The following is an 11,630-nucleotide window of genomic DNA, read 5'->3' on the forward strand; positions in this document are numbered from 1 at the left end:
GTGTCGGGGTCGGGCCTGGGGGCGTCCGGGAGGTCGAAGAGCTCGACACCGCTCTCGTCGCGGAAGGTGACCAGTTCGGGCCGCAGCCGCTCGAAGGAGTCGCGCAGCCGGGTGAGCCCGGCCCAGGTCTGCATGTCCTTGACGGACGCGGGCCCGAACGCGGCGAGATAGCGGAGCACGGTGGCGTCCGGTGACGACGGGGGTTCGGCGGGCCGGCCCAGCCAGTGCTCCGCCGTGGTCAGCGCGACCCGGCCGCTCCTCCCCCAGAGTCCGCGCGGGGTGACCTGGACGAGCGGCAACCGGCAGCGGGCGGCCAGGGACAGCGCCTGCGGGTCGGCGTCCGGCCACTCGGCGAGCAGCGCCTCCCGTAACTGCGCCATGGTGCGTGGCTCGGCCTCGACCAGTTCCCGGCTGATCGCCGCGAGCCGCTCCAGGTCCACGCCGGCCAGCCCCGCGCGGAAGTACCCGAGCTCCCGTTCGCGCGCCGGCTGTACGAGGGGACGCAGGGCGAGGCAGTCGTCGGCGGTGTGGGTGTGGATGGTGGACCGCAGGGTGACGATGCGGACGACGGCACGGTCCGCCATGAGCCGCGACAACTCCTCGGGCTCGAAGCCCTCCAGCCGGGCGGCGAGCGCGTGGTAGGGCGGCTTGACGTTCTGCGCCTGGAGCCCGACGAGGTGCTCGACGGCGGCGTACGCGGTGAGATCGGACCGGCGCAGGAGGAGCTGGCGGTCGAGGGTGGCGCGGTTGAGGGCCCGGGTGGAGAGGAGGGGCGCCGCGGCCATGGCCCTGGCCTTGGCCGTGGCCTTGGCCGTGGCCTTGGCCGTGGCCTTGCGCGCCGTCTCCTTTGGCGTGTTCGTCGCTGCCTTTGGCGTCTTCGTCATGCGGGGCACGCTAGCGGGGCAAGCGGACACCCATTGTCCCCAACACTTACCGACTCCTTGCCGCCCCCGCACGTCCACGTCGTTTGCCCCGTATATCCTGCCGGTCGATCCGACGATCACGCACACAGGGAGGTGCCCCATCACCTCGAAGGACCCGAAGGGGACTCGGGGCGCCAGGAGGTCCGTCTGGCGCCGTGCCCTGACGTCGCCGCCCACGCCATCGGAACCGCCCGCCCCCACCGCCGCCGATCCCGCGCCGGAACCGGTGGAACCGCCCAGCGTGGTCCAGGCCGCCCTCTACCAGGACGGCGTACGCGTCTCCTCCCCCGCGACGCTGGCCGACACCTTCCACGAACTGCGCGACACGCGGGGCGGCATGGCCTGGATCGGTCTGGCCGGACCGACCGAGGACGAACTCCTCTCCCTCGCCGTCGAGTTCGACCTCCACCCGCTCGCCGTCGAGGACGCGATGGAGGCCCACCAGCGTCCGAAGCTGGAACGCTACGGCGAGACCCTCTTCGTCGTCCTGCGCGCCGCCCGCTATCTCGACGCGCCCGAGGAGGTCGACTTCGGCGAGTTGCACGTCTTCGTGGGCCCGGACTTCGTCATCACGGTCCGTCACGGCGCCGCGCCCGACCTCTCCGCGGTCCGCCACCGCATGGAGGAGACCCCGGACCTGTTGAAGCGGGGCCCGGAGGCGGTCCTCTACGCGATCCTGGACGCGGTGGTCGACGGCTACGCCCCGGTGGTCGCGGGGGTCCAGAACGACATCGACGAGATCGAGACCGAGGTCTTCAGCGGCGACCCCGAGGTCTCCCGCCGCATCTACGAACTCTCCCGCGAAATGGTCGAGTTCCAGCGCGCCACCCGCCCTCTCGTCGGCATGCTGCACGGCCTGATGGCGGGCTTCGCGAAGTACGGCACGGACGAGGAACTCCAGCGCTACCTCCGCGACGTCGCCGACCACGTCACCCAGACCAGCGAACGCGTCGACGGCTTCCGCCAGGCCCTCAGCGACATCCTCGCGGTGAACGCGACCCTGGTCACCCAGCAACAGAACGCCGAGATGCGGGCGTTGGCGGAGGCGGGCTTCGAGCAGAACGAGGAGATCAAGAAGATCTCGTCCTGGGCGGCGATCCTGTTCGCTCCGACGCTGGTCGGAACGGTCTACGGCATGAACTTCACGCACATGCCGGAGTTGCACTGGGTATTCGGATACCCCTTTTCGATCACCCTGATGGCGGTCGTTTGCACCAGTTTGTACGTCATCTTCAAGCGGCGGGACTGGCTCTGAGCAATCGCCCGTGAAGGCCATTGCCCTGAGAGGCGCAAGCCCCGAGTGCAGTCGTCGCGGGCGTCGCCCTCCGAAAGACACGCAGAACGCCACGGGCGGGCGTCGGCTACAGGTGCGCGGCCAGGAACGGCAGGACGACGTCGGCCATCTCTCACGTATTCGTCGACCGCGTCGGAGGTGGCGCTGTCGGGGTGACTGCGCTCGAACTTGATCATGTACGTGATCAGCTCGCGCTCGTGTCCGGCGATCAGCATCTCGGGTACGTCCGGCTGGAAGTAGAAGCCCAGATGCCACAGGTGCATGCCGCTGGAGACATTCTCGGGGGTGAGGACCGTGTGGTCCTCAAAGCCGAATCCGAGGAACAGGGCCTCGGCGAACACGAGAGCGGTGACGTGGTCGCGGTGGCGGGCGGCGAGCTGGTAGCCGATCACCGCTCCCCAGTCCTCGCCCGCCACGGCGTATGTCTCGTGTCCGAGTCGTGCGGCTGCCGCACGAGGCTCTGGCGCGCGTGGTCTCCGTACGAGGTGCTGCGGCATGGTGAGAAGGTCCGCAGACCCGACGTCAGACCTTCCGGATCCGGTCGGCGATCTCCGGCCTCGCCGCGAACCCGGCCGCCTTGTACGTGGCGACGCCGCCGACGTTGGAGCTGGGCGTGCACACGCGCACGCTTGACGCGCCCATCTCCCGCAGTGCGGCCGCCCCGGCGACGGTGATCGCCCGGCCATGGCCGCGGCCGCGGTGGTCCGTGTGGACGCCCATCGGCTCGACCAGTCCTGGTTTCCCCGGGCCGGCCGACCAGACCGTCACCACCGCCGCGGGGTTGCCCTGGTCGTCGTAAGCACCCAGGCAGCGGGCGTCGGCGTAGAACGGTGCCGCGGACATCTTGTGCCGGTACTCGCGCGTGGGCTTCGTGGTGTTGAACGCGGACCGCAGGACGTCGGCGAAGTCCTGTGCCTGCTCCAGGCCGATCTCCTTGATCCGCGTGCCGGGGTCCTCCACCGCTTCGGTGAGGTCGCGGAAGAGCGGCGTCCACGGCTCGTCGACGCCCCAGCCCTCCTTGGTCAACAGGTCGTGGAGCAGCAGGCCCTGCGGTGCCTCGATGGACACCGCTCCTTCCGGCAGCACGCCGCGCTCGGGCAGCGAGAAGTCCTCGACGAGCCGCCGCGCCAAGTCCTCGTCATGGAAAGCTTCGGAAGCGACCGTCATCCGCACGAGCGTCGGCGAATCCAGCATCCCGACGGCGAGGATCCGTCCGTTCCGGCTCCAGGTCCGCACCGCCGCGGCCGTCTCGGCCGTTCCGAACCGGTAGTTCCAGCCGATGTCCCCGGGATGCAGCTGCATCGGCGTTTCGTCCTGCTGCCACTCCCGCAGCGCCGCAACGGCCTCGCGCACTCCCTCGGCCGTCGGCGTCCCCAGCACAATCGTCATGGCCGGGATCAGACACCCCGTCTCGGTGGCGTGCAACCGATTAACCGACCAGGCGCTTCAAGGTGATGGTGGCGGGAGGTCGATGGCGAGTGCGGTCCCGGCGAGGAAGCCGTCAAGGACGTCGGGGCGGCACTGGAGGCGGTTGAGTCGGTTGCGCACGAGCGCGGCGAGTCGGTTGAGGGCAACGCCGGCGAGGTTCGCGAGGCTGTGTTTCACGTGGGCCCACAGGTATTCGACCGCGTTCAGCTCGGGCGTGTAGGCGGGCAGGGTGAACACCGTCAGCCAGGCGCGTGCGTCGATTCCGGCTGCGTCCGCTCCGCCCATCCCGCACTGCTCTCCCCCTCGACTCCAGCCAGGCACTGGACGAAAGCGGCAGCAGCGGGGATGTCAGCACCCCGGCGCGACGGTGCCCCGGTCAGCGGTCCAGGGCGGGCAGGTGGGCCAGGCCGGTGTCGGACATGATGCGGGCCACGGTCTCGTGCAGGGCGCTGTCGGCGCTGATGACGGTCTCGAGACCGTCGGGCAGCAGATCGCGCGGCCGGTACCAGTCGCGCAGCTGTGTCTCGTCGACCTCGTCGGCGATCGGCTTCGTGGCATGCCGGGCGAGGGTTTCGTCGAACGGCACGTCCAGGTAGTAACCATGGGTCGGGCCGCGGTGGTCGGCGCGCAGGTGGGCGAGCATGTCGCCGTAGCGGTCGGCGTAGAGGATGCCCTCGACCACGACGTGATACCCGGCGTCCAGGGCGTAGCGGGCCGTCAGGTCGATCAGGCCGATGTTCGCGGCGCCGGGCCGATCGTGCTCGCGGAGCACGACGCGGCGAAGGTTGTCCTGGCCGACCATGGCCAGGCCGCGGCCGAACTGTTCGCGGAGGCCGGCCGCGACAGACGACTTCCCCGAGGCGCTGTTGCCGCGCAGCACGACCAGCCGGGTTGCTTCGGTTCCCACCATCACGGCCGTCACGCTACCGACAGCCGGTGACAGCACCTGGGCCGTTTCGGGACGGCTCCGACGCCGATGCCCGGACGGGTTATTTGACGGCAACGTTTCTCGGCGGAGGACGGGGAGACGTGGCGGCCATGGTCAGCGCGTCCGGGATGGCCGCGCTCCTCAGCGGTCCTACTCAGGCAGCGGGCGGTCGCGGACGACGTTCTTCATGACGAGGGTGGAGGTCAGACGCTGGACCCCGGGCAGCCGGGCGAGCTGCTGGTCGTACAGCTTCTGGAAGGCGGCCAGGTCGGTGGTGGCCACCCGGAGCAGGTAGTCGGGTTCGCCGAACAGTCGCTGCGCCTGGATGACGTGCGGGACAGCGCTTACGGCCTCCTCGAAGGCCGTGACGGTGTCGGGGCCCTCCCAGCGCAGGGTGGCGAAGACGAGCGCCTCGAAGTTCAGGCCCACGGCCGCCGGGTCCACCACCGCCCGATAGCCGCGGATCGCGCCCTCGCGTTCGAGGTCGCGCAGGCGACGGTGGCAGGGCGAGACGCTGAGCCGCACCCGCGCGGCCAGCTCGGTGACCGTCAGACGGCCGTCCAACTGCAGTTCGGTAAGAATCTTCCGGTCCAGGGCGTCCATGGAGAAGATTCTCCCTCGTATCGCGCGATCACGGGGTAAAGATGCAAACACCTTCGGGTATGTCCGGCCTAGCCTTCCCTCCAGAGTGAGACGTGCGAGAGGGAACGATCGATGGACACGACGACGCTGGCGGCCTTCCTGGCAGTGGACCTGCTGCTGGTGTTCACCCCGGGCGCGGACTGGGCCTACGCGATCTCCGCGGGCCTGCGGGAACGCGCGGTCGTCCCGGCCGTCACAGGGCTGATCGCCGGGCACGCGGCCTACGCGCTGGTGGCCGTCGCGGGCCTGGCGGTGATCGTGGCGAGTTCCCCAGCCGCGCTCACCGCCCTGACCGTGGCGGGCGCCGGCTACCTGCTGTGGCTGGGTTGGGGCGTACTGCGGCAGCCGGCCGTTCCGGCGGCCGCCGGCGAGAGCACGGACGCCTCCCGAATGCAGGTCATGCTCAAGGGGGCCGGGATCAGCGGCCTGAACCCGAAGGCGCTGCTGCTGTACTTCTCGCTGTTTCCGCAGTTCATCGACACCGCCGGCGGCTGGCCGGTCGCCGCGCAGACCGGGCTGCTCAGCACGATGCACCTGACCGCGTGCGCCGTCGTCTACCTCGCCGTCGGCGTCCTCGCCCGCACGGCCCTGAGCACCAGGCCCTCGGCCGCCCGGGCCGTCACCCGCATCAGCGGCGCCATGATGGTGGCCATCGGCGCCTTCCTGCTGGTGGAACGCCTGGCCGGCTGAGGAACCCGCCCCGCTCCACCCGACACGGACCCGAAGGAGAGCACGTACGTGGCAGAGCAGACGCAGCACGAACAGGCGAGCCCCGCAGTCCAGAAGCGCATCCAGGACAGCTTCGACCTACAGGGCCTCATGGCCCACCTCGGCGCCCGCCTCACCCACATCGGCCCCGGCCGCGTCCACATCGTGCTCCCTGCCCGCCCTGAGGTGACCCAGCAGCACGGCTACGTCCACGCCGGAGCCACCAGCGCCATCGGGGACAGCGCCGGCGGCTACGCCGCGCTCACGCTGTCCGACGAGGACTCCGAGGTCCTCACCGTCGAGTACAAGATCAACCTGCTCGCACCCGCCGCGGGCGACTACCTGGAGGCGATCGGGACCGTGCTGAAGTCCGGACGTACGCTGACCGTCTGCCAGTTGGAGGTGTACGGCGTCCAGGGCGACGGCGTCCGGAAGCTCGTCGCCAACGGCCAGCAGACGCTGATCCGCGTAGACAGGCCCGCCGAATGAGCCCCCTGCCGGCCCTGCCGTCCTGGCTGACGTGGTGGCAGCGCCCGTTCCCCGACGCCAACACCCTGTTGCTGCGCGGCCGTCGGCCGGCCTTGGTCGACAGTGGGTTCGTCGGGCACGCTCGGGAGACCGCCGCCTGGGCCCGCGAGCACGCCGGGGACATCGACCTGGTCGTCAACACCCACTGGCACTCCGACCACGTCGGCGGCAACGCCCTCCTCCAGTTCCAGGGCGCCGCTATAGCCGCCGGAGCACCGGAGGCGGAGGCGATCTCCCGACGTGACCCCGGCTGTTGCGCGGCCGAGTACCTTGATCAGCCTGTGGCGCCCTACTCGGTCGACGTACCGCTCGACGACGGGCAGGTCCTCCGGCTCGGGGACACCGACTGGGAAGTGGTCCGCACCCCCGGGCACACGCCTGGCCATCTGGCGCTGTGGCAGCCGGAGGAACGGCTGCTCGTCGTCGGGGACGCGCTGTCGGACTACGACGTCGGCTGGGTCAACCTCGCCCTCGACGGACCCGACGCCGCCACCACCGCGCTCGCCTCCCTCAAGCGAATGGCCGACCTCGCCCCTCGCGTGATCCTTCCCTCCCACGGCCCGGTCCCCGCGGATCCCGGCGCCGCCCTCGCCGCCGCCGTGCGCCGCGCCCAGCGGCTCGTCGACGACCCCGCCGGCGCGGTCCGGTACGGCGCCCGCCGGATCCTCGCCTTCGCCCTGATGATCCGCGGCGGCATCCCGGCCGACGGGATCGAGCCGTATCTGCACGCGCGGGCCTGGCTGACCGATGCCGCCCGGTTGCTGGGCCTCACACCCGAGGCCCTCGCTCACGAGTTGGTCACCACCATGCTCCGCAGCGGCGCCATCGTCCTGCGCGACGGCCGCCTCCACTCCGCCACGGACCACACTCCCGTGGCAGCCGAGACACTGCGTGTGCCCTACCCGCGGGCGTGGCCGGGCATGGGACCGCGCTGAGCGCAGGACAGCATCCGCATCTCAGTCGGGCAAGCCCCAGAAAGAGCCGTGCTCCGGTGCCGGGAACGTACCCGCCGCCACATCGGCCGCGAAGTCCCGGGCGGTCGCGGGTGGTCGCGGGTGGTCGCGGGTGGCGGCCAACAGGCCGGTGTACCAGGGGCCGTCGGGGCCGGTGACTGTGAGCTGCCGGCCGTTGCCGTTCAGAACGGCGGACCACTGCGGGTGTGGCTCGGTCCAGCCCTCGGGCTGCGGCTGATCTCAAGATGAACCAACGTAGGTGGTCGCGGCCGGGCGGGCCGTCGAACCGGACCGACGTCGGTGCGAGAGCCGGGGATCCACGAGTAGGCGCTCGATGAGCACTCCGTCCCGGAGTCACTCGACGTGTTTGGCCGGGGCCTGCTCCGGACGCTTGCCATGCCCCGGCGCATCGGCTGCGACACGCACTACGAGTACGACCTACGGCCTGTCCGAGGGGTTGGTCGGGCGGGCCGCCGTGACCAGCCATGACGTGCTGAGCAGGCGGACTGTGCCGTCCGGCGCCTCCTCGGCGCGGAGATGGTCCGTCAGGGTGCGGCGGGCGTGGGATCGCGTGGCCGTGTCCGCCTGCTCCATGAGGTGGCGGCCGGGGCCGGTGTCCAGCAGGAAGGCGGCCGCGTCCTCGGCTCCGTGCCCCCATGTCCCGTACGCCTGCCTCTGGTTGATGGTGATGCCGGTGAATCCGGCCGCGGTGAGTACTTCGCGGATGCGGTCCGGGGTGGCCAGGGAGAACATGCCGGGCAGCCCCGGCCGGCCGAAGTCGCCGACGGGCAGGAGGTCGCGCAGTGACGCCATCGCCGTAACCCAGCCGTTGAGCGTGGCGTCGGCCGGGCAGACGAACGCCAGGTGCCCGCCGGGCCGCAGTGCGCGGCCGACGTTGGCGAAGGCCGCGACCGGGTCGGCGAAGAACATCACCCCGTAGCGGCTGACCGCGGCGTCGAACGAGCCCTCCTCGAAGGGGTACACCTGGGTGTCGCCTTGCACGAAGGAGGCGTTCGTGATGCCTTCCCGCTCCGCGCGGGCCCGCGCCTCGGCCAGCATCGGGCCGGACAGGTCGAGGCCGAGCGCGTGGCCCCGGGGCGCTCTGAGCGCGGCGATGCGCGTGGTCTGGCCGGAGCCGCAGCCGAGGTCGAGGACCCGGTGGTCCCCGGTGATCCCGGCGGCATTGAGCAGTGGCTCGTTGAAGCCCTCGTTCACGGCGTTCCAGCGGTCCTGGTTACGGGCCCAGTGGGAGCCTTCCGGGCCGTTCCATGCCTGTGCCTGCTCGGTGTTGACAACGTCCGGCACGGGGGCCTCCTGTGGTGAACGACGGATGATGGGCATGCGCCCAAACAGTATGGGCGAATGCCCAAATCGGCAATCTCCGCTACGATCACGGGAGTTGTGCCCTTGAGGGCGGCGGCACCAGAACGGAAGTGAGGCCCATGTCACCGCGCGGAGTGGCGACGCCGGACGTGCGCGAGCGGCTGTTCGCGGCGGCCGAGCGCGTCGTGGAGCGGGACGGGCCCGGCGCGCTCACCAGCCGGGCCGTCACCACTGAGGCGGGCTGCGCCAAGGGGCTGTTGCACGCGCACTTCGCGGGGCTCGACGAGTTCGTGGCCGAGCTCTGCCTCGACCGGTTCGCGCGGACGGCGGCGAAGGCACAGGCACTGTCGCAGCTCACAGGGCAGGGCACGGTGGCGCGGAACCTCAACACCGTCGCCCTCGCGCTGCTCGACTCCGCCGGCCCCGCTCTCTCGGGCCTGGCCATGAGCCGACCCGCCACCACCCGGCTGGTCCGCGAGGCGCTGGAAGGCGGGGCGTCCGGCCTCACCGCGATCGAGGAGGCCGTCGCCACCTATCTATCGGCCGAACAGCGGCTCGGCCGGGTGGCGGAGACCGTCGACCCGAGCACCGCGGCCCTCGCCATCGTCGGCACCGCACACCACCTCCTGATGACCAGCTGGCCGGGCACACCCGACCCACGGCCCCGCATGACACGCCTGGTGGCCACGCTGGTGGGCGGCTGACAAGCCCTGCCAACAGCAGCTGACATGCGGCTGTCGGCTGACTGCTGTCGGCTGACTGCTCATTGGTCTCGTCGTGAGTAAGAGACCGCCGCGGCCGTGGATCGTGCGGATGAACTGTGGTCGCTCTTCGAGAACGCCTGCGCCAAGCGGGCCCGACCGGTCAGCCGAGCGTGAGCAGTTCCTCGTAGAAGCCGCCGAAACCGTGGTCGCGATCAACGAGGTGGATCTCCAGAATCCAGTGGCAGCGCAGCCCGGCCTTGTCGGTGCGGCGCATAGGGGTGTCGTTCGCGGGCGCGATGTACGACTCCACATCCGCGCCGTCGATCCACTCGTGCGGGAACTCCCCCACCAGGTGTCCGGCATGCCAGCCGCCCAGTTCCCACCCGGCCTCGGCGGCCAACCGCTCGACCTCGGCGTACAACTGCTTCCCGGTGATGTCGGCGTCGCTCGCGAAGAACCGCTTGGCGGCCGCGAAAATCCTCGGCAGGTCCTCCCGCAGCCGGTGCTTGACCGGGTCGTCGCCGAGGACGAAGGTCCGGCCGAAGTCGGCCTCGTACTCCTCGAAGATCGGCCCGAAGTCGGCGAAGACGATGTCGTCGGCGTCGATCACGCGGTCCAGCGGGTTCTCCCGGTACGGCATCAGCGTGTTCGGTCCCGACCGTACGATCCGCTTGTGCCAGTGACGGGTCGTGCCGAACAGTTCGTTGGCCAGATCACGGACACGGTCGCTGACCGCCCGCTCCCCCTCGCCCGGCGCGACGAGCCCGCGCTCCTCGATCTCCGCGAAGAGCCGCTCGGCCTTCGCCTGAGCCTCCAGCAGCCGTGCAGCACGCGTGGGTTCGTCATCCGCCATGAGCCCGAAAATAGGCTGCTTGATCCTTTCTCGGCAACCAAATACGACGGGCACCTCGGCCTCCAGTGCCGCACGCAGCAGGGTCAGCTCCGCCGTACGTCCGGGTAAGTCCTCGTACGCCGTCGCGGGCCCGCCCACCACCACCAGCGCCGCGGCGCCGCCCAGCGAGTCGGGCACGGGTCCCCCGCCCAGGTCCGGCACACCCGCACTGCCGGCCCGGCCGCCTCCAGCGCCGTGCCGATGGCGTACGGGCCTTCCTGCGGCATGTGCTCGACGACCAGGACGTCCGCCACCGGGACGGGGCTCACCGTGCTCCTCTCATCAGGGGCATGAATCGGATCACCAGGACGCGGGGTATCCGCCGTCCACGCGTATGGCGTTGATCCCGCTGATGTGCCGGGCCCCGCAACGGTCCTGCGGCAGCACCAGCTGCGGGCCGGCCCGGTCGAGCGGGTTGTCGTCGATGGTGACCGCCAGCAGGACGGGAGCGCGCCCGAAGTCGGGGTCGATCTCCGCCCACGACAGCAGGGCGTGATGGCCGTCGGCGCCGCGCACGGCGATGAGGAAGCGCAGGCGGTCCTTGCGCCGGGCGGGGTCGAAGCCCGGACCCGCATCCAGGAGCACGTCGTGCAGGAGCGGTCCGGTGAACCGGTGGTGCTGGATGCCGCTGGTGGCGCACTCGAAGCTGACCGCCGCCTCGTGCTGGGGCCAGGCCGGCAGATCGGCCACGCTCAGCCGGGACGGCCGCGCCAGATCACCGGCGAGAACGACTTCCGCCATCGGAACGGCGGCCGTACCGGCGGCTGCGAGGGACTGACTCACGGGCACCACCTCCCGAATGACGGTACCCGAGCACACCACCCGTACAAACGCACATACCAACCCTAGGGACCGTGGGCCCGACTCATGCAATGAGATTGGGACCTTTGACCTTGCATCTGCGGCATATGATCGATGTATGCGCACCTACCGGATCGGAGACGCGGCAGCCTTGCTCGGCGTCAGCGTCGACACCGTGAGGCGACTTGTCGACGGCGGCGAACTCGCCGCCGAACGCGACGAGCAGGGCCGCCGGACCATCCCGGGTCCGGCCCTCGCGGCCTACGCCCGGCAGGTGCACCGCACGGAGCGGGAGAACACCGGCTCCTCAGCCCGCAACCACCTCTCCGGCATCGTCACCGACGTGATCCTCGGGGACGTCTCCGCGCAGGTGGAGATCCAGGCCAGACCGTTCCGGGTGGTGTCCCTGGTCAGCCGGGAGTCGGCTGAGGAACTGAAGCTGGAGCCCGGGGCTCCGGCCGTCGCGGTGATCAAGTCGACCAATGCGGTCGTCGAGAGACCCTGAG

Annotated in this window: 14 protein-coding genes and 2 pseudogenes; 6 read left to right on the forward strand and 10 right to left on the reverse strand. The window is 70.7% G+C overall.

Going from position 1 to position 11,630, the window contains the following annotated elements:
• A partial coding sequence (locus tag FNH08_RS05545) for a winged helix DNA-binding domain-containing protein (protein ID WP_228033924.1) occupies positions 1–785 on the reverse strand: 785 nt, incomplete at its 3' end.
• A gap of 238 nt (positions 786–1,023) precedes the next feature.
• On the opposite strand from FNH08_RS05545, the gene FNH08_RS05550 reads away from it, so the two are divergent.
• Positions 1,024–2,178: a magnesium and cobalt transport protein CorA gene (locus tag FNH08_RS05550; protein ID WP_407704337.1), complete on the forward strand. Its 1,155-nt coding sequence runs from the start codon at positions 1,024–1,026 to the stop codon at positions 2,176–2,178.
• 62 nt (positions 2,179–2,240) lie between these two features.
• Here the strand turns inward: FNH08_RS05550 and FNH08_RS05555 are convergent.
• The 5 genes and pseudogenes from FNH08_RS05555 to FNH08_RS05575 form a co-directional block, all read right to left on the reverse strand.
• A pseudogene (locus FNH08_RS05555) lies at positions 2,241–2,654 on the reverse strand (alpha/beta fold hydrolase); the annotation flags it as partial.
• Positions 2,655–2,739: 85 nt separating this feature from the next.
• Positions 2,740–3,606, reverse strand: coding sequence for a GNAT family N-acetyltransferase (locus tag FNH08_RS05560; protein ID WP_152770123.1), 867 nt, complete (start codon positions 3,604–3,606; stop codon positions 2,740–2,742).
• A 57-nt stretch (positions 3,607–3,663) separates the two neighbouring features.
• Positions 3,664–3,906, reverse strand: a pseudogene (locus tag FNH08_RS05565) (IS630 family transposase); the annotation flags it as partial.
• Between the two features lie 115 nt (positions 3,907–4,021).
• A complete protein-coding gene (locus tag FNH08_RS05570) occupies positions 4,022–4,555 on the reverse strand; it encodes an AAA family ATPase (RefSeq protein WP_152770151.1) in 534 nt (177 codons plus the stop codon).
• Between the two features lie 168 nt (positions 4,556–4,723).
• Positions 4,724–5,176, reverse strand: a complete 453-nt coding sequence (locus FNH08_RS05575) for an Lrp/AsnC family transcriptional regulator (protein WP_152770125.1) — start codon at positions 5,174–5,176, stop codon at positions 4,724–4,726.
• A 111-nt stretch (positions 5,177–5,287) separates the two neighbouring features.
• Here FNH08_RS05575 and FNH08_RS05580 point away from each other — a divergent pair, with 111 nt between their 5' ends.
• The 3 genes from FNH08_RS05580 to FNH08_RS05590 are packed head-to-tail and all read left to right on the forward strand — an operon-like array spanning position 5,288 to position 7,386.
• A complete protein-coding gene (locus FNH08_RS05580; RefSeq protein ID WP_152770126.1) occupies positions 5,288–5,905 on the forward strand; it encodes a LysE family translocator in 618 nt (205 codons plus the stop codon).
• A 48-nt stretch (positions 5,906–5,953) separates the two neighbouring features.
• Positions 5,954–6,412, forward strand: a complete 459-nt coding sequence (locus FNH08_RS05585) for a PaaI family thioesterase (RefSeq protein WP_322723764.1) — start codon at positions 5,954–5,956, stop codon at positions 6,410–6,412.
• Positions 6,409–7,386 carry an MBL fold metallo-hydrolase gene (locus FNH08_RS05590; RefSeq protein ID WP_152770127.1) on the forward strand — a complete coding sequence of 326 codons (978 nt, stop codon included), beginning with the start codon at positions 6,409–6,411 and terminating at the stop codon, positions 7,384–7,386. The genes FNH08_RS05585 and FNH08_RS05590 overlap by 4 nt, the downstream gene beginning before the upstream one ends.
• A gap of 456 nt (positions 7,387–7,842) precedes the next feature.
• Here FNH08_RS05590 and FNH08_RS05595 read toward each other — a convergent pair whose 3' ends face one another.
• Positions 7,843–8,709, reverse strand: coding sequence for a class I SAM-dependent methyltransferase (locus FNH08_RS05595; protein WP_322723765.1), 867 nt, complete (start codon positions 8,707–8,709; stop codon positions 7,843–7,845).
• Positions 8,710–8,846: 137 nt separating this feature from the next.
• On the opposite strand from FNH08_RS05595, the gene FNH08_RS05600 reads away from it, so the two are divergent.
• Positions 8,847–9,431, forward strand: a complete 585-nt coding sequence (locus FNH08_RS05600; protein ID WP_152770129.1) for a TetR/AcrR family transcriptional regulator — start codon at positions 8,847–8,849, stop codon at positions 9,429–9,431.
• Positions 9,432–9,591: 160 nt separating this feature from the next.
• Here the strand turns inward: FNH08_RS05600 and FNH08_RS05605 are convergent, their stop codons facing one another.
• From FNH08_RS05605 to FNH08_RS05615, 3 genes are all read right to left on the reverse strand, one after another.
• Positions 9,592–10,284, reverse strand: coding sequence for a M24 family metallopeptidase (locus FNH08_RS05605; RefSeq protein ID WP_152770153.1), 693 nt, complete (start codon positions 10,282–10,284; stop codon positions 9,592–9,594).
• Positions 10,285–10,367: 83 nt separating this feature from the next.
• On the reverse strand, positions 10,368–10,592 hold the full coding sequence (locus FNH08_RS05610) for a hypothetical protein (protein WP_194238387.1): 225 nt from the start codon (positions 10,590–10,592) through the stop codon (positions 10,368–10,370).
• Between the two features lie 31 nt (positions 10,593–10,623).
• Positions 10,624–11,106 carry a molybdopterin-dependent oxidoreductase gene (locus FNH08_RS05615; protein WP_322723766.1) on the reverse strand — a complete coding sequence of 161 codons (483 nt, stop codon included), beginning with the start codon at positions 11,104–11,106 and terminating at the stop codon, positions 10,624–10,626.
• Positions 11,107–11,242: 136 nt separating this feature from the next.
• Here FNH08_RS05615 and FNH08_RS05620 point away from each other — a divergent pair, with 136 nt between their 5' ends.
• A complete protein-coding gene (locus FNH08_RS05620) occupies positions 11,243–11,629 on the forward strand; it encodes a TOBE domain-containing protein (RefSeq protein WP_152770130.1) in 387 nt (128 codons plus the stop codon).
• Position 11,630: the final 1 nt, after the last annotated feature.

The sequence above is a fragment of the Streptomyces spongiae genome, from assembly GCF_009377185.1.
In the GTDB taxonomy this organism is placed as follows: Bacteria; Actinomycetota; Actinomycetes; order Streptomycetales; family Streptomycetaceae; genus Streptomyces; species Streptomyces spongiae.